Origin of the sequence: Kineococcus vitellinus (assembly GCF_009906315.1) — a bacterium.
Classification (GTDB): domain Bacteria; phylum Actinomycetota; class Actinomycetes; order Actinomycetales; family Kineococcaceae; genus Kineococcus; species Kineococcus vitellinus.
The window spans coordinates 1-19450 of sequence record NZ_JAAALL010000056.1; the positions used below are offsets into that span (position 1 = coordinate 1).

Annotated in this window: 20 protein-coding genes; 10 read left to right on the plus strand and 10 right to left on the minus strand. The window is 75.2% G+C overall.

Going from position 1 to position 19450, the window contains the following annotated elements:
- Window positions 1-1208: protein kinase domain-containing protein (locus GTQ99_RS24310; protein WP_205706978.1), on the minus strand; the 1208-nt coding region annotated here is incomplete at its 3' end.
- 173 nt (window positions 1209-1381) lie between these two features.
- Here GTQ99_RS24310 and otsA point away from each other — a divergent pair.
- Window positions 1382-2806, plus strand: a complete 1425-nt coding sequence (otsA, locus tag GTQ99_RS07350) for an alpha,alpha-trehalose-phosphate synthase (UDP-forming) (protein ID WP_166615092.1) — start codon at window positions 1382-1384, stop codon at window positions 2804-2806.
- Window positions 2803-3585, plus strand: coding sequence for a trehalose-phosphatase (gene otsB / locus GTQ99_RS07355; protein ID WP_205706979.1), 783 nt, complete (start codon window positions 2803-2805; stop codon window positions 3583-3585). The genes otsA and otsB overlap by 4 nt, the downstream gene beginning before the upstream one ends.
- 42 nt (window positions 3586-3627) lie before the next feature.
- Here the strand turns inward: otsB and GTQ99_RS07360 are convergent, their stop codons facing one another.
- Together GTQ99_RS07360 and GTQ99_RS07365 are read right to left on the minus strand one after the other, a co-directional pair.
- On the minus strand, window positions 3628-4809 hold the full coding sequence (locus tag GTQ99_RS07360; protein ID WP_166615093.1) for a cation:proton antiporter domain-containing protein: 1182 nt from the start codon (window positions 4807-4809) through the stop codon (window positions 3628-3630).
- A gap of 64 nt (window positions 4810-4873) precedes the next feature.
- Complete coding sequence (locus tag GTQ99_RS07365; protein WP_166615094.1) at window positions 4874-5356, minus strand: cation:proton antiporter regulatory subunit; 483 nt, start codon at window positions 5354-5356, stop codon at window positions 4874-4876.
- A gap of 294 nt (window positions 5357-5650) precedes the next feature.
- Here GTQ99_RS07365 and GTQ99_RS07370 point away from each other — a divergent pair, with 294 nt between their 5' ends.
- From GTQ99_RS07370 to GTQ99_RS07380, 3 genes are all read left to right on the plus strand, one after another.
- Window positions 5651-6727, plus strand: a complete 1077-nt coding sequence (locus GTQ99_RS07370) for an ABC transporter ATP-binding protein (protein WP_166615095.1) — start codon at window positions 5651-5653, stop codon at window positions 6725-6727.
- Window positions 6728-6824: 97 nt separating this feature from the next.
- Complete coding sequence (locus GTQ99_RS07375) at window positions 6825-8096, plus strand: DUF4032 domain-containing protein (RefSeq protein ID WP_166615096.1); 1272 nt, start codon at window positions 6825-6827, stop codon at window positions 8094-8096.
- Between the two features lie 23 nt (window positions 8097-8119).
- Complete coding sequence (locus GTQ99_RS07380) at window positions 8120-9007, plus strand: NAD-dependent epimerase/dehydratase family protein (RefSeq protein WP_166615097.1); 888 nt, start codon at window positions 8120-8122, stop codon at window positions 9005-9007.
- A 45-nt stretch (window positions 9008-9052) separates the two neighbouring features.
- Here the strand turns inward: GTQ99_RS07380 and GTQ99_RS07385 are convergent, their stop codons facing one another.
- Entirely contained in the window at window positions 9053-9919 is an 867-nt protein-coding gene (locus GTQ99_RS07385) for a class I SAM-dependent methyltransferase (RefSeq protein WP_166615109.1), read from the minus strand.
- Window positions 9920-10090: 171 nt separating this feature from the next.
- Between GTQ99_RS07385 and GTQ99_RS07390 the strand changes: the two genes are divergently transcribed.
- Window positions 10091-10795 (plus strand): winged helix-turn-helix transcriptional regulator, encoded by a 705-nt coding sequence (locus GTQ99_RS07390; RefSeq protein WP_166615098.1) that lies wholly within the window; start codon window positions 10091-10093, stop codon window positions 10793-10795.
- A 10-nt stretch (window positions 10796-10805) separates the two neighbouring features.
- On the opposite strand, the gene GTQ99_RS07395 is transcribed toward GTQ99_RS07390, so the two are convergent.
- From GTQ99_RS07395 to cysS, 3 genes are read right to left on the minus strand one after another with little or no spacing between them, the layout of a single operon-like run.
- Window positions 10806-11312, minus strand: coding sequence for a MarR family winged helix-turn-helix transcriptional regulator (locus GTQ99_RS07395; protein ID WP_166615099.1), 507 nt, complete (start codon window positions 11310-11312; stop codon window positions 10806-10808).
- A gap of 44 nt (window positions 11313-11356) precedes the next feature.
- A complete protein-coding gene (gene rlmB, locus GTQ99_RS07400) occupies window positions 11357-12331 on the minus strand; it encodes a 23S rRNA (guanosine(2251)-2'-O)-methyltransferase RlmB (protein WP_166615100.1) in 975 nt (324 codons plus the stop codon).
- A complete protein-coding gene (gene cysS, locus GTQ99_RS07405; RefSeq protein WP_166615101.1) occupies window positions 12331-13758 on the minus strand; it encodes a cysteine--tRNA ligase in 1428 nt (475 codons plus the stop codon). The genes rlmB and cysS overlap by 1 nt, the downstream gene beginning before the upstream one ends.
- Before the next feature lie 56 nt (window positions 13759-13814).
- Between cysS and GTQ99_RS07410 the strand changes: the two genes are divergently transcribed.
- The 3 genes from GTQ99_RS07410 to GTQ99_RS07420 all read left to right on the plus strand — a co-directional run bounded on the left by GTQ99_RS07410 (window position 13815) and on the right by GTQ99_RS07420 (window position 16904).
- Window positions 13815-14948, plus strand: coding sequence for an S-(hydroxymethyl)mycothiol dehydrogenase (locus GTQ99_RS07410; protein ID WP_166615102.1), 1134 nt, complete (start codon window positions 13815-13817; stop codon window positions 14946-14948).
- Window positions 14945-15586: an MBL fold metallo-hydrolase gene (locus tag GTQ99_RS07415; RefSeq protein WP_166615103.1), complete on the plus strand. Its 642-nt coding sequence runs from the start codon at window positions 14945-14947 to the stop codon at window positions 15584-15586. Before GTQ99_RS07410 ends, GTQ99_RS07415 begins: the two co-directional genes overlap by 4 nt.
- A 94-nt stretch (window positions 15587-15680) precedes the next feature.
- Window positions 15681-16904, plus strand: coding sequence for an AI-2E family transporter (locus tag GTQ99_RS07420; RefSeq protein ID WP_166615104.1), 1224 nt, complete (start codon window positions 15681-15683; stop codon window positions 16902-16904).
- A gap of 42 nt (window positions 16905-16946) precedes the next feature.
- Here the strand turns inward: GTQ99_RS07420 and ispF are convergent, their stop codons facing one another.
- The 3 genes from ispF to GTQ99_RS07435 are packed head-to-tail and all read right to left on the minus strand — an operon-like array spanning window position 16947 to window position 18585.
- On the minus strand, window positions 16947-17426 hold the full coding sequence (ispF, locus tag GTQ99_RS07425) for a 2-C-methyl-D-erythritol 2,4-cyclodiphosphate synthase (protein ID WP_166615105.1): 480 nt from the start codon (window positions 17424-17426) through the stop codon (window positions 16947-16949).
- Entirely contained in the window at window positions 17423-18106 is a 684-nt protein-coding gene (gene ispD / locus GTQ99_RS07430; protein ID WP_166615110.1) for a 2-C-methyl-D-erythritol 4-phosphate cytidylyltransferase, read from the minus strand. The genes ispF and ispD overlap by 4 nt, the downstream gene beginning before the upstream one ends.
- Entirely contained in the window at window positions 18103-18585 is a 483-nt protein-coding gene (locus GTQ99_RS07435; protein WP_166615106.1) for a CarD family transcriptional regulator, read from the minus strand. The genes ispD and GTQ99_RS07435 overlap by 4 nt, the downstream gene beginning before the upstream one ends.
- Before the next feature lie 288 nt (window positions 18586-18873).
- On the opposite strand from GTQ99_RS07435, the gene GTQ99_RS07440 reads away from it, so the two are divergent.
- Window positions 18874-19450, plus strand: a 577-nt coding sequence (locus tag GTQ99_RS07440) for a hypothetical protein (RefSeq protein ID WP_166615107.1), incomplete at its 3' end; no start/stop codon positions are given.

Genomic DNA, 19450 nt, shown 5'->3' on the forward strand with positions numbered 1-19450 from the left:
CGGGGGATCCAGCCGGGCGGGGCCTGGTGCACCGGCGCGGACTGCGGTGCGGGCCCCACCACGGGCGGGAGCATCCGCGTGGAGTCCGCCGGCGGGTCGGCCGGGTCGGCCACCCGCGGGCCCGGTGGCGGCACCTGCCGGGTGGCGGGTGCGACGGCGGGCAACTGGGCGGTCTCGTCGGAGATGAGCGAGGCGAAGCGCGAGCGCTCGGACGGCTCCGGCGGCACCCGGTCCGCGGTCCGCGGGGGCTGCTCCAGCGGGCCGGTGGTGGCGCCGTCGAGCGCGCGCAGCAGCGCCTCGGGGTGCGGGCGGTGCGAGGGGTTGACCGCGAGCGCCGCGAGCAGCGGCCCGCGCAGGTCGGCGGGGACGCCGGAGAGGTCCACGTCGGCGCGGCGGACGCGGTCCAGCACGACCTCCATCGGGCCGGTGCCGAACGGCGGGCGCCCGCTGGCGGCGTAGGCCACGGTGGCCGCCCAGCCCCACCAGTCGGTCGCCGCGGAGACCAGCCCGCCCGCCACGACCTCGGGCGAGAGGTAGCCGGGGGTGCCCATGACCAGGCCCGTGGAGGTGAGCCGGACGTCGTCGGCGACGTGGGCGATGCCGAAGTCGATGACGACCGGCAGGCCGTCCAGCAGCAGCACGTTGCTCGGCTTGAGGTCGCGGTGGACGACACCGGCGGCGTGGATGGCGTGCAGCGCCTCGGCCAGCCCGTGCCCGAGGTCGCGCAACCGGGTGCCGCGCAGCGGACCACGGGTCTGCACGACGTGCTCCAGCGGGGGGCCGGGCACGTAGCGGGTGACCAGGTGCGGCCAGGTCCCGTCGACGTCGGCGGACAGCACCTCCGCCACGCGCGGGGAGCGGACCCGCTCGAGGGTCTGCACCTCGCGGGCCAGCCGCTGGCGGGCCTGCGGGTCGGCGGCGATGTGCGGCTTGAGGACCTTCAGCGCGACGGCGCGGTGCTCGTCGTCCAGGCCGAGGTAGACGATGCCCATCCCGCCCTGGCCGATCTCGCGGTCCAGCCGGTAGCGCCCCAGGCGCTCGCCGGGCGAGGGCGCGTGCACCGGCGGGTGCCAGCCGGCGGGGGTGCGCGCGTGCTGCGGGTCGTGGTGGGGGTCGCGCTGCGGGTCGTGGTGCTCGCGGCCCGCCGCACCGGTGCCGACGGCGCGCGTGCGCGCCTCGCCCGGCGACTGCGGGTAGGGGGTGACCACGTGCCCACCGTACGGCAGGCGGGCCGCGCTCCCCGGGTGCGCACGACTCCTCCACGTCCTCGTGACACGTCCTCGTGGCGCGGGTGCGGCGCGGGCGCCCCGCGATCACGACGGGTGGCCCGGTGCACCGCCGGGTAGGGTCGGCCGCGACCGAGCGCGAGGAGGGTTCCCGGATGGCCGGCGACTACGACCTGGTGGTGGTGGCCAACCGCCTCCCCGTCGACCGCGTGGAGGAGCCCGACGGCTCCACGTCCTGGCGGCGCAGCCCCGGCGGGCTGGTGACGGCGCTGGAGCCCGTCATGAGGCGCGAGGACGGCGCGTGGGTCGGCTGGGCCGGGACGCCCGGCGACCCCCCGGAGCCCTTCGACGCCGAGGGCGTGCGCTGCGTGCCGATCGGGCTGTCGGCCGAGGAGGTCCAGGAGTACTACGAGGGCTTCTCCAACGGCACCCTGTGGCCGCTCTACCACGACGTCATCGTCGCGCCCGGCTACCACCGCAGCTGGTGGGAGGCGTACGTGCGCGTCAACGAGCGCTTCGCGGAGGCCGCGGCGGAGCAGGCCGCCGAGGGCGCCACGGTGTGGGTGCAGGACTACCAGCTGCAGCTCGTGCCGCGGATGCTGCGCCGGCGCCGGCCGGACCTGTCCATCGGCTTCTTCAACCACATCCCCTTCCCGCCGTTCGAGATCTTCGCGCAGCTGCCGTGGCGCAAGGCGATCATCGACGGCCTGCTGGGTGCGGACCTCGTGGGCTTCCAGCGCGCCGCGGACGCCAACAACTTCACCCGCGCCTGCCGGCGGGCCTCCAACCTGCCCGCGCGCTCGGGGCGCATCCGGCTGGACGCCGAGGGCGGGCGGGAGGTGCGGGCCGCCTCGTTCCCCATCTCCATCGACTACAAGGCGCTCGACGAGCTCGCCCAGCGCGAGGACGTCGCGGCGCGCGCCGCGGAGATCCGCCGCGACCTCGGCAACCCCGAGTTCCTGCTGCTGGGGGTGGACCGCCTCGACTACACCAAGGGCATCCTGCACCGGCTGAAGGCCTTCGAGGAGCTGCTCGACGACGGCCGCACCGACGTCGGCGAGGTCGCGCTCGTGCAGGTCGCCACCCCCAGCCGCGAGCGCGTCGAGCAGTACGTGCAGCTGCGCCAGGACGTCGAGGTCACCGTCGGGCGCATCAACGGCACCCACGCGACGATCGCGCACACCGCGGTGCACTACCTGCACCACTCCTACGGCCGCGAGGAGATGGCGGCGCTGTTCCTGGCCGCCGACGTCATGCTCGTCACGGCGCTGCGCGACGGGATGAACCTCGTCGCCAAGGAGTACGTCGCCTCCCGCCACGACGAGCGGGGCGTGCTCGTGCTCAGCGAGTTCACCGGCGCCGCCGACGAGCTCGGGCAGGCGCTCATGATCAACCCGCACGACATCGACGGCCTCAAGGACGCGGTCGTGCGCGCCATGCGGATGTCCCCGCGCGAGCAGGCCCGGCGGATGCGGGCGCTGCGGCGGCGGGTCGCCGACCACGACGTGCAGCGCTGGGCGGCCTCCTTCCTGGAGGCCCTCGAGGAGCACCACGGGCAGGCCGCCGGGCGGGCCTCGTGAGCGGTGCGCTGCCCGGGGAGGTCCGCGCGGCGCTGGAGGCCTTCGCCGCCCGGGGGCGGGTCCTCGTGGCGCTGGACTTCGACGGCGTGCTCGCCCCCATCGTCGACGACCCGGACGCCGCCCGCCCCCTGCCCGCGGCGAGCGCCGCGCTGGAGCGGCTGGTGGCGGGCACCGACGTCGCGCTCGTCTCCGGCCGCGACCTCGCCGACCTGCGCGCCCGCGCCGCGGTGCCGCCGCAGGTCGTGCTCGTGGGCGGCCACGGCACCCAGAGCTCGCGCTCGGCGGCGGGCACGACGGTCCTGTCCGCGGGCGAGGAGGAGCTGCTGGCGCGGCTGGGCGGCGCCCTCGACGAGATCGCCGCCGGCCGCGCGGGCGTCCACGTCGAGCGCAAGCCGATGTCGGCCGTCCTGCACACCCGGCGCGCCGCGCGCCCGGACGCCGAGGCGGCCACGGCGGCGGCGCTGGCCGGCCCGGCCACCTGGGCGGGCGTGCACGCGCTGCGCGGCAAGGAGGTCGTCGAGCTCGGCGCCGTGCCGCTGGGCAAGGGCGGCGGGCTGCTGCGGCTGCGCGAGGAGCTGTCCGCCGAGGGGGCGCCCGTGCGGGCCGTCCTCTTCGCCGGCGACGACGTCACCGACGAGGACGCGTTCGCGGCCCTCTCGCCCGCCGACGGCGACGTGACGGTGAAGGTCGGCGAGGGCCCGACGGCGGCGGCGCTGCGCGTCGCCGACCCGCCGGCGGTGGCCGAGCTGCTGACGACCCTGGCCGACCTGCGCGCCTGAGGCGCCGCGGGCCCGCCCTCGTCACCGGGCTCGTCACCGCCCTCAGCGGGCGGTGACGGCGCGCTCGCGCCGGCGCCGCACGTAGGCGCGGGCCCACGGGTCGGCGAAGCGGGCCAGGACGGGGCCGAGGACGGCCATCGCCAGGACGTAGGCGGCCGCCAGCGCGGCGAGGCGGGCGTCCACGCCGCCCGCCGTCGCCAGGCCGGCGATGACGATGGAGAACTCCCCGCGCGGGATGAGCGCCGCACCAGCCCGGACGCGGCCGGGCAGGGCGATGCCCGCGCGCTTGGCGGCGAACCAGCCGGTCACCAGCTTGGTGGCGACCCCGACGACGACGAGGGCCAGGGCGGGCAGCAGCACCGGCGGCAGGGAGCCGGGGTCCGTGGAGAGGCCGAAGGAGACGAAGAAGACGGCGGCGAACAGGTCGCGCAGCGGCTCCAGCCGGTGGTGGGTCTCCTCCTCCAGGTCGTTGGAGAGGCTGATGCCCAGCAGGAACGCGCCGACGGCGGCGGACACGTGCAGCTGCTCGGCCACCCCGGCCACCAGCAGCGCCAGGCCCAGCACGCGCAGCAGCGTCACCTCGCTGGAGCCGGCGGAGACGAAGCGGGAGACCACCCCGCCCCAGCGCAGCGCGACGACGAGCGCCACGGCCAGGCAGGCCAGCGCGATGAGCACCGAGCCGGTGGCCTCCCACACGCCGGAGGCGGCCAGCACCGCGGTGAGGATCGGCAGGTAGACGGCCATGCCGAGGTCCTCGAGCACGAGGATGCCGAGGATGGAGGGGGTCTCCCGGTTGCCCAGGCGGCCGAGGTCGGCCAGCACCTTGGCGACGATCCCCGAGGAGCTGACCGCGGTGATGCCGAACATGGCCAGCGCGCCGACCGGCCCGAAGCCGAGCAGCAGGCCGAAGGCCGCGCCGGGCAGGCCGTTGAGCAGCAGGTCCAGCACGCCGACGGGCGCCTGCCGCTTGAGGTTGCCCAGCAGGTCCCCCGCGGAGTACTCCAGCCCCAGCAGGAGCAGGAGCATGACGACGCCGATCTCCGAGGACGCCTCGAGGAACTCGTCGGGGGCGTTGAGCGGCACGAGCCCGCCGGCCCCGAAGGCCAGCCCGGCCAGCAGGTACAGGGGCACCGGGGAGATGCCGAGCCGCCCGGCGAGTCGACCGACGAGCCCGAGCCCGAAGATGACCGCACCGAGCTCGATGAGCAGAGCAGCGGTGTGCACCTGTCGAGTCCGTCCTTCCCCCCGGCCGCGTCAGCCGGTCCGCGGCGCCGGGCGCCGCTCGTCGTCAGCCGTTGTGCAGCAGGTCGGCGGTGGCCCGCACGCCCTCCTGGGTCCCGACGACGACGATCTTGTCACCCGAGCGGAACTCCTGGGACGGCGCCGGGGAGGGGATGACCTCCCCGCCGCGCACCAGCGCCACGACGGAGGCGCCCGTGCGGCTGCGCACGGCCGCGTCGGCCAGCGTGCGCCCGACGTACGGCGAGCCGTCCTCCAGGTAGATGCCCTCGGTGGCCAGGCCCTCGATCTGCTCGCGCAGGCGGGCGAGGCGCTCGATGACGCGCGGCTGGCCCAGCAGCTCGGCGAGGACCTCGGCCTCGTCGCCGTCGAGGTCCACGACGGCGTGGCAGGCGTCGGGGTCGTCTTGGGAGTAGACGAGCAGCTCCCGCTCACCGCCGCGCGTCGAGATGACGCCGATGCGCCGGCCGCGCGCGGTGGTGAAGTCGTGCCGCAGGCCGACCCCGGGCAGCTTGGTCTCTTCCAGGTCCACGGTTCCAGTGTCCTCCAGGACGCGGGGAGCCGGCGACCAGGGCGTCAGCTGTCCCCCGGACGCCGCACCGCTGCGCCGTCCACGGTGTTCAACACCGCGACACCCCGGGGGCATCCCGGGGTGTCGCCCCTTGCCCTCCCGCGATCCGTCGTGCATCATCCGAGCACCGCGGCGCCGCGATCCGATGCAGGGCGAGGACGCCACGGCACAACCGAAGATCGCCCGGGCGCTGACGCGGCCGGGTCCTCCACGACGGATCGTCCGGCACGTACCTGCCGGTGGAAGGACACAACGATGGCCACGGTCACGTTCGACAAGGCGACGCGCATCTACCCCGGCGGTGACAAGCCCGCCGTGGACGCCCTGGACCTGCACGTCGAGGACGGCGAGTTCCTCGTCCTGGTCGGCCCCTCCGGCTGCGGCAAGTCCACCTCGCTGCGCATGCTCGCCGGTCTCGAGGACGTCAACGGCGGACGCATCCTCATCGGCGACCGCGACGTCACCACGGTCCCCCCGAAGGACCGCGACATCGCGATGGTGTTCCAGAACTACGCGCTCTACCCGCACATGACGGTCGCCGACAACATGGGCTTCGCCCTGAAGATCGCCGGCACCCCCAAGGACGAGATCAAGCGCCGCGTGCAGGAGGCGGCCAAGATCCTGGACCTGGAGCAGTACCTGACCCGCAAGCCCAAGGCCCTCTCCGGCGGCCAGCGCCAGCGCGTGGCCATGGGCCGCGCCATCGTGCGCCAGCCGCAGGTCTTCCTCATGGACGAGCCGCTGTCCAACCTGGACGCCAAGCTGCGCGTGCAGACGCGCACCCAGATCGCCTCCCTGCAGCGCCGCCTGGGCGTCACCACGGTCTACGTCACCCACGACCAGACCGAGGCCATGACCATGGGCGACCGCGTGGCGGTCCTCAAGGACGGGCTGCTGCAGCAGGTGGACACCCCGCGGCGCATGTACGACCACCCCAACAACGTCTTCGTGGCCGGCTTCATCGGCTCCCCGGCGATGAACCTGCTGACCCTGGACGTCACCGAGGGCGGGGTGCGCTTCGGCGACACCGTGCACCCGGTGGAGCGCGCCGCGCTGGCCGCCACCGGCGACAAGATGACGCTGGGCGTGCGCCCGGAGGACCTGGAGCTGTCCAGCGCGGGTCTGCCGGTGCAGGTGGAGGTCGTCGAGGAGCTCGGCGCCGACGCCTACATCTACGGCTCGCTGGCCCAGCCGGGCGGGGAGTCCCACCAGGTCATCGCCCGCGTCGACGGCCGCCGCCCCCCGGAGAAGGGCTCGACGGTCCACTTCACCCCCAAGGTGGGTCACGTGCACCTGTTCGACCACACCACCGGTCAGCGCATCGAGGCCTGAGCGCGCTCCGGCACCACGCACGGGCCGCCACCCCCGCACGAGGGGGTGGCGGCCCGTGCCGCGTCCGGGCCCGCGGCCCCGCACCGCTCCTGAGAGGATGACCAGCGTGAGCGCGCCCACCACGGCCTCCCTGCAGATCACCGCGGCCAGGCCCTACCCCGAACTGCTCGACCTCCCGTGGGACGTGCCGCTGGAGGAGTGGCCCGACGCGCACCTGGCGGCCCTGCCGCGGGGCATCTCGCGGCACGTCGTGCGCTTCGTGAAGCTGGGCAACCGCGTGCTCGCCGTCAAGGAGACCAACGCGGAGATCGCCCACCGCGAGTACCGGATGCTGCGCATGCTCAACCGGCTGGAGGTGCCCTCGGTCTCCCCCGTCGCCGTCATCACCGGCCGCGTCGGCCGCGACGGGGAGCCGCTGAACTCCGTGCTCGTCACCCGGCACCTGCAGTACTCGCTGCCCTACCGCGCCCTCTACAGCCAGACGCTGCGCCCCGACACCGCCAAGCGCGCCGTGGACGCCCTCGCGGTCCTGCTCGTGCGGCTGCACCTGACCGGCTTCTACTGGGGCGACGTGTCGCTGTCGAACACGCTGTTCCGCCGCGACGCCGGCGCCTTCGCCGCCTACCTCGTGGACGCCGAGACCGGTGAGCTGTACGACGTGCTGTCCACCGGCCAGCGCGAGTACGACCTCGACGTGGCGCGCACCAACATCGCCGGTGAGCTCATGGACGTCGTCGCCTCGGAGGCGCTGGACGCCGACCTCGACGAGGTCGTGGCCATCGCCGACCGCATCGTCTCCCGCTACCGGGCGCTGTGGCAGGAGCTGACCGAGCCGGAGTCCTTCGAGCGCGGCGAGCGCTGGCGCGTGGAGGCCCGCATCCGGCGCCTCAACGACCTCGGCTTCGACGTCGGCGAGCTGGCCATCACCACCGACATCGACGGCACCAGCGTGCGCATCGAACCCAAGGTCGTGGACGCCGGGCACCACTCCCGCCGCCTGCTGCGCCTGACCGGCCTGGACGCCGAGGAGAACCAGGCGCGCCGGCTGCTCAACGACCTCGACTCCTACATGGCGGCCGTCGACCGGCAGAACGAGGACGAGGAGATCGTCGCCCACGACTGGATGGGCGAGGTCTTCGAGCCCGTGCAGCGCGCCGTGCCGCGCGACATGCGCGGCAAGCTGGAGGCCGCCGAGCTGTTTCACGAGGTGCTCGAGCACCGCTGGTACCTCTCCGAGCGCGCCGGCCGCGACGTCGGCCTCGACGAGGCCGTGCACTCGTACGTGGAGAGCGTGCTGCCCGCCAAGCCCGACGAGCGCGCCGTGCTCGGCGTCGACACCCAGGCCATCCGCGTCATCGCGGAACGCTGACCCCACCGACCAGGAGGACGAGGTTGTCCACTCCCACCGCACCCCGCGTCGCGCTCACCGGAGCCGCGGGCAAGCTCGGGCGGGTCGTGCTGCGCGACCTGCTGGACCACGGCTTCTCCGTGCTGGCCCTGGACCAGGTGCGCCCGGCGGGCCTGACCGAGCAGGACGACGCGCAGTTCCTGCGCATCGACCTCACCGACCACGGGCAGGTGCTGGAGGCGCTCGCCGGGCGCACCGACGAGCGCCCCGGCCCCTTCGACGCGCTCGTGCACCTGGCCGCCGTCCCGGCGCCCGGGCTGCTGAGCAACTCGGCGACGTTCCGCAACAACTCCGCGGCGACCTGGAACGTCTTCGACGCCGCGCGCTCGGCGGGGATCCGCAACGTGGTGTGGGCCTCCAGCGAGACCCTGCTCGGCCTGCCGTTCGACGCCGCTCCCCCGCCGTACGCCCCGCTGGACGAGGAGTACCGGGTCCGCCCGGAGTCCACGTACTCGCTCGTGAAGGCGCTGGAGGAGGAGATGGCCCACCACTTCTGCCGCTGGCAGCCGGAGCTGACGATGACGGGGCTGCGCTTCTCCAACGTCATGCACGTGGAGGACTACGCGGCCTTCCCCTCCTTCGACGCCGACCCGCAGCTGCGCCGGTGGAACCTGTGGGGCTACATCGACGCCCGCGACGGCGCCCAGGCCGTGCGCCTGTCGCTGCAGCGCACCGACCCCGGTGTGGAGGTGTTCGTCATCGCCAACGCCGACACCGTCATGACCCGCTCCTCCGCCGAGCTCATGGCCGAGGTGTACCCGGGCGTGGAGGTCCGCAAGGAGCTCGGCGAGCACGAGACGCTGCTGTCCATCGACAAGGCCCGCCGGGTGCTCGGCTACGAGCCGCAGCACTCCTGGCGCGACCACGTCTGAGGCCCCGCCTGCCCCAGCACCCGCCGCCCGCGGCGCGGCGCCGGCTCACCCCGCGCGCCGCGCCACGAGCAGCAGGTACTCCCAGTCCATGCGCAGGGGGTCCTGGCCGGTCGCGAACTCCGCGGCCAGCTCCAGCAGCGCGTCGCTGAGCTCGCGGGTGCGATCGGGGTCCTCGCGCAACCCGGCGAACGCGGCGATCGTGGGCCCGTAGCAGGTCCGGAAGAACTCCAGGAACTCCTGCGGCGAGGCGAAGGCCGTCACCGGCAGCCGCCGCCGCTCGGCGCTCAGCACCTGCGCGCCCTCGCCGAGCAGCGAGCGCACGTGGCCCTCGTCGCCCCAGCGCGGCGGGGGCTGCGCACCCGGCGGGGGCGGCGGGACGAAGGGGCGCATCGCCGCGAACATGCGCCCGATGAAGCCCTCGGGCGTCCACGCGACGAGCGCGATCCGCCCGCCCGGCCGGCACACCCGCAGCAGCTCCGCCGCCGCCCGCTCGTGGTGCGGGGCGAACATCACGCCCACGCAGGAGACGACGACGTCGAAGGCGCCGTCCGCGAACGGCATCGCCTCCGCGTCCGCCTCCCGCCACTCCACCTCGAGGCCGAGCCGCTCCGCGTCGGCCCTACCCACCTCCAGCAGCTCGGGCGTCAGGTCCGCGGCGACCACCCGCGCGCCGGCCTGGGCCGCCGGGATCGCCACGTTGCCCGAGCCCGCCGCCACGTCGAGCAGGGAGAGCCCCGGCTCCGGCTGCGCCGCCTCCAGCAGCGGCGGCGCCAGCCCCGCCGTGATCCGCCGCGTCACCTCGGGGTAGTCCCCCGAGGCCCACACCGCCCGGTGCTTCGCCTTCAGCCGCCGGTCCGCCGCCTCGGGCCCCTCCTCCCCGGCACCCGCTCCGACGCCGGACCCGCTGTCCACCTCGATGGCCACCGCGCACCTCCTCGTGCCCGCCGGGCGGACGACCCGCCCGGCGCGCCGCCCAGCGTCCTCGCCCCGGCGGGGCCGCGGCCAGTGCAGGATCTGGACCACCGGCACGGGCAGCCGCGCGGGTCTGTCGGCCCGGCCCGCAGCGGCCTACGCTGCACCGGCATGGGCGCGCCCTACCACCAGTTCTGCCCCGTGGCCAAGACCATGGAACTGCTCGACGAGCGCTGGACGGTGCTGCTCGTGCGCGAGCTCGTCCTGGGCAGCACCCGCTTCGGCGAGCTGCGCCGCGGCCTGCCCCGCATGTCGCCCACCCTGCTCTCGCGGCGGCTGCACCAGCTCGCCGCGGCGGGCCTGGTGCAGCGGCGCGAGGCCGCCGGGGAGGTGCGCTACGTGCTCACCGAGGCCGGCCGCGACCTGGAACCGGTCGTGCGCAGCCTCAGCACCTGGGGGGCCCGCTGGATCGGTGAGCTCGGCGACCGCGACCTGGACCCGAAGCTGCTGCTGTGGGACATGCACCGCCGCGTCGACGCGCGCGCGGTCCCCGCCGGCCGCAGCGTCGTCGAGGTCCGCTTCTCCGACGTGCCGGAGCACCCCACCTGGTGGCTCGTCGTCGACAGCGCACCCCCCTCGCTGAGCGTCGACGTGTGCGACCGGGACCCCGGCCACGAGCCGGTGGTCCGGGTGCGCACCTCGCTGCGCTGCCTCACCGACGTGTGGCGCGGGGCGCTGTCCTGGGAGGCGGCCCTGCGCTCGCAGCGGCTGCGGCTGCTGGGCGAGAGCGCGCTGTGCCGGCGCTTCCCCGGCTGGTTCGCGCTGCCGGAGTACGCCGTCCCCGCGCCGGCTCCCGCCCCCGCGCCGAGCGGGTAGCGGCGCCGGGTCAGACCTCGCGGGCCAGCGCCGTGGCGGCGAACCTCGCGTCGGGGTCCAGCACGTCCAGGACCCGGGTGACCGTGCGGTCGAGGTCGGCGACGTCACCGTCCTCCAGCGGGTCGAAGACCAGCTGGCGGACCCGCTCCACGTGGCCGGGCGCGGTCGCGACGACCTTGTCCCAGCCGGCGTCGGTGAGGATCGCGACCTGCCCGCGGCCGTCGTCGGCGCTGCGCTCGCGCCGCACCCAGCCGTCCTTCTCCAGGCGGCTGACGACGTGGGAGATGCGCGAGGGGCTGGCGTTGGAGCGCGCCCCCAGCTCGCTCATCCGCAGGCTGCGGGTGGGCTCCTCCGAGAGCATCGCCAGCGTCAGGTAGCCGGTGACGGTGAGCCCGGCGTCGCGCTGCAGCTGCGCGTCGAGGGCCGCGGGCAGCAGCTCCATGACGGCGCTGAGCCGCAGCCACACCCGGCGTTCCTCGGTGCTCAGCCAGCGCGGCTGCGGCGTCTGCTCGCTCATCCTGGGATCGTACCCTCGGGTACTTGCTCCTTCACGTTCCTGCGTCAGCGGTGCCGCGAGACCTCGTAGAGCGCGATGCCCGCCGCCACGCCGGCGTTGAGCGACTCCACGGCCCCCGACATCGGGATGCTGACGACCTGGTCGCACTTCTCGCGCACCAGGCGCGAGAGCCCGGCGCCCTCCGCACCCACGACGACCACCAGCGGGCCGTCGGCCAGCCGCAGCTCGGGCAGCGAGACGTCGCCGTCGGCGTCCAGGCCGACGACGAACAGCCCGGCCTCCTTGAACTCCACCAGCGCGCGCACCAGGTTGGTGGCCCGCGCCACCGGCACCCGGGCCGCGGCACCCGCCGACGTCTTCCACGCCGAGGCGGTCATCCCGGCCGCGCGCCGCTCGGGCACGACGACGCCGTGGCCGCCGAACGCGCCGACCGAGCGCACGACGGCGCCCAGGTTGCGCGGGTCGGTGACGCCGTCCAGCGCGACGACGAGCGGCGGGCGGCCGCTGTCCGCGGCGCGCTCCAGCAGGTCCTGCGGGTGGGCGTAGTCGTAGGGCGGGACGCTGGCGGCGACGCCCTGGTGGACCGCGCCGTCGGTGAGGCGGTCCAGGTCCTGCCGGGAGGACTCCAGGAGCGGGATGCCCAGGTCGCCGGCGGCGGCCAGGATCTCCTTGACCCGCTCGTCGGCGTCGATGCGGCTCGCGACGTGGATCGCCGTGATCGGCAGCTCCGCGCGGATCGCCTCCACGATGGAGTTGCGCCCCGCGATCCACTCCGTCTCGCCGCTCGCCTTGCGGCGCACCGGGGGCCGGCCGCCGGGACGGCCGGCCGGCTTGTTGGAGGTGGCCGCGCGGTGCGCGGCCTTGGCCGCCCGCGCGGCCGCCGGGTGCCCGGTGCGCTCGGTGGCCTTGGGGGTCGGCCCCCGGCCCTCCAGGGAGCGCCGGTTCTTGCCCCCGGTGCCGATGGTGGGGCCCTTCTTGCCCTTGGCCACGGCTCCGCGCCGCTTCGAGTTGCCTGCCACTACTGCTCGCCCTCCAACGACCACCGAGCGCCGGTGGGCGTGTCCTCGATCACGATGCCCGCGTCCTTGAGTGCGTCGCGCACCGCGTCGGCGGTGGCGAAGTCGCGTGCGGCGCGGGCGGTCGCACGGTCCTGCAGCCGGGCGCGGACGAGCACGTCGAGTGCCGCCCGCGCGGTGTCCGAACCCTGCGCCTGCGAGGCCCAGGGTTCGCTGAAGGGGTCCAGGCCCAGCACGTCGAGCCCGGCGCGCACCTGCCGGTAGGCGCTGCGCAGCGCCTCCTGCTCCCCCGCCGCGAGGGCGGAGTTGCCGGCGCGGACGGCCTCGTGCAGCACGGCCAGCGCGGCCGGCGTCGCCAGGTCGTCGTCCATGGCGGCGGCGAACGCGTCCGGCACCTGCTCGGGGGCCGCGCCGGTGGCCGGCTCGCCGAGGCGCTCGGCGGCGCGGCGCACGAAGCCCTCCAGCCGCGAGTACGCCGCCTCGGCCTCCACCAGGGAGGTCGCCGAGTGCTCCAGCGCGGTGCGGTAGTGCGCGGAGACGAGGTAGTAGCGCAGCACGACCGCGCGGTGCTCGCGCAGCAGGTGCGGGACGCCGAGGACGTTGCCCAGCGACTTGCTCATCTTCTCGCCGGCCATCGTCACGAAGTGGTTGTGCAGCCAGAAGTTCGCGAAGCCGTCGCCGGCCGCGCGCGACTGCGCCTGCTCGTTCTCGTGGTGGGGGAAGCGCAGGTCCAGGCCGCCGCCGTGGACGTCGAAGCGCGGGCCGAGGTAGCGGCGCGCCATCGCCGAGCACTCCAGGTGCCAGCCGGGGCGGCCGCGCCCCCACGGGGTGTCCCAGGAGGCGCTCGCGGGCTCGGAGGGCTTGGCGCCCTTCCACAGCGCGAAGTCGCGCGGGTCGCGCTTGCCGCGGGGGTCGGCGTCGGCGGCCGGCTCCATGTCGTCCAGGGACTGGTGGGTCAGCTCGCCGTAGGAGGGCCAGCTGCGCACGTCGAAGTAGACGTCGCCGGAGCCGTCGGGTGCCGCGTAGGCGTGGCCGCGCTCGAGCAGGCGGGCGATGAGCTCGACCATCTCCGGCACGTGCCCGGTGGCGCGCGGCTCCACCGTGGGCGGCAGCACGCCCAGCGCGTCGTAGGCCGCGGCGAACTCCCGCTCGAAGCGGTAGGCGTGCGCCCACCACGGCACGCCCGCCTCGGCGGCCTTGGCGAGGATCTTGTCGTCGACGTCGGTGACGTTGCGGACCATCGTCACCTGGTGACCGGTGCGCAGCAGCCAGCGGCGCAGCACGTCGAAGGCGACCTGCGCGCGCACGTGGCCGAGGTGCGGCGAGCCCTGCGGGGTGGCGCCGCACACGTAGATGCCGACCTGCCCGGGGACCAGCGGCGCGAACTCGCGCACCGCGCCGGCGGCGCTGTCGTGCAGGTGCAGGGTCACGGGGCCAGGCTACCGGCGCTCGCGCGGTGTCCGGCCTCCTCGTTACTGTCCGAGGCATGGCCTGGACCGTTCCCGGAGTGATCTCGCGCGCCAAGGGCGCCCCCGTCGAGACCGTCGACGTCGTCGTGCCGGAGCCGATCGCCGGTGAGGTCGTCGTCGACGTCGCCGCGTGCGGCGTCTGCCACACCGACCTGCACTACCGCGAGGGCGGCATCAACGACGACTACCCCTTCCTGCTGGGCCACGAGGCCGCCGGCACCGTCTCCGCGGTCGGCGAGGGCGTCGAGGACGTCGCCGTCGGCGACACCGTGGTCCTCAACTGGCGCGCGGTGTGCGGGCGGTGCCGCGCCTGCAGGCGCGGCCGCCCCCAGTACTGCTTCGCCACCCGCAACGCCACGCAGCAGATGACGCTGACCGACGGCACCCCGCTGAGCCCGGCCCTGGGCATCGGCGCCTTCGCGCCCAAGACGCTGGTGGCCGCCGGGCAGGCCACGCGGATCGACACCTCGATCTACGACGGGTCCGCGCTCGACTTCGACCCGGCCGTGGCCGGGCTGCTGGGCTGCGGGGTCATGGCCGGCATCGGCGCCGCGGTCAACACCGCCCCCGTGCAGCGCGGCGACACCGTGGCCGTCATCGGCTGCGGCGGGGTGGGCTGCGCCGCGATCGCCGGGGCCGTGCTGGCCGGGGCGCGGCGCGTCATCGCGATCGACATCGACGAGGGGAAGCTCGCCTGGGCCACCGCGCTGGGCGCCACCCACACCGTGCACTCGCGCGGGCTGGACGAGGACGGCGTCGTCTCCGCGGTGCAGGAGCTGACCGACTCCTTCGGCGCCGACGTGGTCATCGACGCCGTGGGGCGCCCGGAGACCTGGCGGCAGGCGTTCTACGCCCGCGACCTGGCCGGCGTCGTGGTGCTGGTGGGGGTGCCCACGCCGCAGATGCAGCTGGAGGTGCCGCTGCTGGACGTCTTCGGGCGCGGCGGGGCGCTGAAGAGCTCCTGGTACGGGGACTGCCTGCCCGAGCGGGACTTCCCGGCGCTGCTGGAGCTGCACGCGCGCGGGCGGCTGCCGCTGGAGGCGTTCGTCTCCGAGCGCATCGGCCTGGGCGACGTCGAGGAGGCCTTCGCGACGATGGGCCGCGGCGAGGTCCTGCGCAGCGTCGTGGTGCTGGACGGGGCGGGCGCGTGAGCGCGCGCATCGAGCACCTGAGCACCTCGGGGACCTTCACCCTCGACGGGCAGAGCTTCGAGGTGGACAACAACGTGTGGATCGTCGGCGACGACTCCGAGGTGGTCGTCCTGGACGCCCCGCACGACGCGGAGGCCATCGCCGCGGCCGTGGGCGACCGCCTCCTGCTCGCCGTGGCCTGCACGCACGCCCACGACGACCACGTCCGCGAGGCGCCGCGGCTGGCGGAGCGCTGCAGCACCGCCGAGCGCCGCGTGCCGGTGCTGCTGCACCCCGCCGACCGCGAGGTGTGGGAGCTGACGCACCCGGGGGTGCCCACCACCGACCTCGCGCACGGCGCCGTCCTGACGGTCGCGGGCACCGACCTGCACGTGCTGCACACCCCCGGCCACACCCCCGGCGCGGTGTCCTTCTACGCCCCGGAGCTGGCGACGGTCTTCACCGGCGACACCCTCTTCAAGGGCGGGCCGGGGGCGACGGGGCGCTCCTTCTCCAGCTTCCCCACCATCGTGGACTCCATCCGCGACGTGCTGCTGCAGCTGCCCGCCGACACCCGCGTGCACACCGGCCACGGCGAGGACACCACGATCGGCGACGAGGCCCCGCACCTGGCGGAGTGGATCGCGCGGGGGCGCTGAGCGCCTCCCCGCGGGGCGCGCGCGGCGGCGGCTGGCGGTGCCCCGCGGCCGCCGCGACGTGCCGAGGGGGGGATCTCCTGGGAGAGTCCTCGGCGTGAGTGATCAGGCCAACACCCCGCTCAGCGGGTCGCACCGAGGCCCGCTGGAACGCCCGACCCGCGCCGTGCAGCGCGGGGTCGACACGGCGTTCTGGTGGTCGGTGCGCCTGCTCGTCATCGCCTTCGCCCTCGCCGGGCTGTTCTGGCTGCTCGGCAAGGGCTGGTCCCTGGTCCTGCCGCTGCTGCTGGGCGTCCTGCTCAGCGCGATCCTGTGGCCGCTGGCGCAGGTCCTGCGCACGGTGCTGCCGCGCTCGCTGGCGGCGGTCCTCGCGCTGCTGCTGCTCATCGTCGTCGTGCTCGGCATCTTCGCCGCCCTCATCCCCAATGTCGCGGGGCAGGCCACGGAGATCAGCGACTCCGCGATCGCCGGCCTCAACACGCTGCAGAACTACGTCAGCGGCCCGCCCCTCAACCTCGGCGACACCCAGATCAACAACCTCATCGACCGGGGCGTGGCCGAGCTGCAGGCCAACGCGCAGAACATCGCCGGCGGGGTCATCGCCGGCGCCTCCAGCGTCGGCTCCGGGGTCGTCACGACGCTGCTCGTGCTCGTGCTGTCGTTCTTCTGCCTCGCCGACGGCGACCGGCTGCTGCCGTGGTCGCGCCGCTGGCTGGACGAGCGCTCGCACACCCACGCGATGGCGCTGGGCAGCCGGATCTGGTCGGCCGTGCGCGGCTACGTGCTCTCCCAGGCGGCGGTCGCCCTCGTGGACGCGATCTTCATCGGCATCGGCCTGGCGATCCTCCAGGTGCCGCTGGCGCTGCCGCTGGCCGTGCTCATCTTCTTCGCCGCGTTCATCCCGATCGTGGGTGCCGTCGCCTCCGGCGCCGTCGCCATCCTCATCGCGCTCGTCACCCTCGGGTGGGTGCAGGCGCTCATCGTGCTCGGCATCGTGCTGCTGGTGCAGCAGCTGGAGGGCAACGTCCTGCAGCCGCTGCTCGTCGGCAAGTCCCTGGCGCTGCACCCGGTGGTCGTCATCGGCTCGGTCACCATCGGCGGCACCGTCTTCGGCATCATCGGCGCGTTCCTCGCGGTGCCGGTCGCCGCGATCATCACGGTGGTCCTGCGCTACGTGCACCACCAGCTCGTGCCGGACGAGCCGGAGAACCCGAAGGTGCAGGAGGAGACGAACAAGCGCCGCCGGCGGGTGCGCTCACCGGACACGGACGCGACGACCGGCCCGCCCGCGGTGGACGGGGGCACCGGCCCCAGGCCCTGAGGGCACCGGCCGCCCGCCGACCGGTCGGCGGGCGGCGGGCGCTCAGCGCGGGACGACGAGGGCCGTGGCGATCGCGGCGAGGCCCTCGCCGCGACCGGTGAGGCCGAGGCCGTCGGTCGTCGTGCCGGCCACCGAGACGGGGGCGCCGCACGCCGCCGACAGCGCCTCCTGCGCCTCGCGCCGGCGACCGCCGATCTTGGGGCGGTTGCCGACGACCTGCACCGAGACGTTGCCGATCTCGAAGCCGGCCGCACGCACCAGCCGGGCGGCCTCGCCGAGCAGCCGCGCGCCGGAGGCGCCGGCCAGCTCCGGGCGCGCTGTGCCGAAGTGGGCGCCGAGGTCGCCGAGCCCCGCGGCGGCGAAGAGGGCGTCGCAGCAGGCGTGCGCCGCCACGTCCCCGTCGGAGTGGCCCTCGGGACCGGTGGGCTCGTCGGGCCACAGCAGCCCGGCGACCCAGCACGGCCGCCCGGGGGCGAGCGGGTGGACGTCCACGCCGGTGCCCACCCGGGGCAGACCGTTCACGGGGCCGCCGCCGCGAGCAGCGCCCCGGCCAGGAGGAGGTCCAGCGGCCGGGTGACCTTGAAGGCGCGGTCGTCGCCGGGAACGGTGCGCACGGGGTGGCCCAGCGCCTCCAGCATCCCCGCGTCGTCGGTGGCCGGGGTCGCGGCGCCGGCGGCCGCGTGCGCGGCGCGCAGCGGTGCGCACGCGAAGCCCTGGGGGGTCTGCACCGCCACGAGCTCGCTGCGGTCGACGGTCTCGACGACGACGTCGCCGGCCACGCGCTTGACGGTGTCGGAGACGGGCAGCACCGGCACGACGGCGGGGTGGCCCGCGCGCACGGTCCGCACGACGAGCTCGAAGAGCGCCGGGGGCGCCAGGCAGCGGGCCGCGTCGTGCACGAGCACCACGTCGACGTCGTCGGGCAGGGCCGCGACCCCGAGGCGGACGGAGTCCTGGCGCTCGGCGCCGCCGGGCACGACCCGCAGGTCGGGCAGCGGCAGGCCCGCGAGCACGTCCCGCACCTCCTCGCACGCGCCTGCCGGCGCGACGACCACCACGACGTCGAGGACGCCGGAGGCGGCCGCGCGCCGGAGCGCGTGCACGAGGAGCGGTTCGCCCGCGAGTGGCACGAGGGCCTTGGGGCGCGAGGCCCCGAGGCGGTCACCCCGGCCGGCGGCCGGGACGACGAGCGCCGACCTCAGGAGGCCAGGACCTCGTCGAGCAGCGACTCGGCCTTGTCCTCGTTGGTGTTCTCGGCCAGGGCGAGCTCGGAGACGAGGATCTGCCGCGCCTTGGCGAGCATCCGCTTCTCCCCCGCGGACAGGCCACGGTCCTGGTCGCGGCGCCACAGGTCGCGGACGACCTCGGCCACCTTGACGACGTCCCCGGACGCGAGCTTCTCCAGGTTCGCCTTGTAGCGGCGGGACCAGTTGGTGGGCTCCTCCGCGTAGGGCGTGCGCAGGACCGAGAACACCCGGTCCAGCCCCTCGCGGCCGACGACGTCGCGGACGCCCACGAGGTCGACGTTGTCCGCCGGCACCTCGATCGTCAGGTCGCCCTGGGCGACCTTGAGCACGAGGTAGAGCTTCTCCTCGCCCTTGATGGTGCGGGTCTTGATCTCCTCGATCAGTGCAGCCCCGTGGTGGGGGTAGACGACCGTTTCGCCGACCGTGAAAGCCATAGAACGTGACCCCTTTCCCTGACTCCAGATTACCACGGCGAACCACCGGATCCCAGCCCCGCGCGCAGCGTTTGCGCAGGTCAGAGGCTCACACCTCCAGTCCTGCGCTCTTGACACACCAGCGTTCGCGTGCTTCGCGCGCGCAACCGGGCCTCGCCGACGGTGATCGCGCGGGCACGCCGCGCCGCGCGCCGGGCGGTCCGCCGTCCCCTCCGGCGCCCGGCCCGCGCCGGGCGGCGCGCACCGCTCCGCTGCGACCGCGGCTACGACTGCCGGTAGTCTGACCGCGTGAAGCCCCGCCTGCGCCGACCCGCCGCGCACCGCTCCGCCGTGGCGCTCGTCACCGTCGCCAGCACCCTCGGGATCGCCGGCTGCTCGGTGTTCTCGCCCGCGATCATCCACGAGCCCTACGACCCCAGCGACGGCATCGGCACGGCCGTCGGGGACGTCGCGATCCGCAACGCCCTCGTCGTGTCCTCCGGGATCGACGAGCCCGGCGTGCTGTCGGTGGTCTTCGTCAACTCCGGGGACGACGAGGCGACGGTCGGCGTGAGCGTGGACGTCGACGCGGGCAGCGCGCCCGCGCAGACGTTCACCGTGCCGGCGGGTGCCACGGTGCAGATCGGCGACCCGAGCGCGGGCGCCGGCGACACCACGGTCGGCGAGGCCATCGGCGGGCCCGCCCAGCAGTCGGGCTGGGTGCAGATCCCGCAGGTGCCGGTGCTGCCCGGCCAGACCGTGCCCATGACGTTCACCGTCGCCGGCACCGACCGGGCCGTCGAGGCCCCCGTCGTGCTGCCGTGCTTCGAGTACGCGCTGCTCACCCCCACCCCGGCGCCGGTCCCCCCGACCGCGGGCGCCGGGG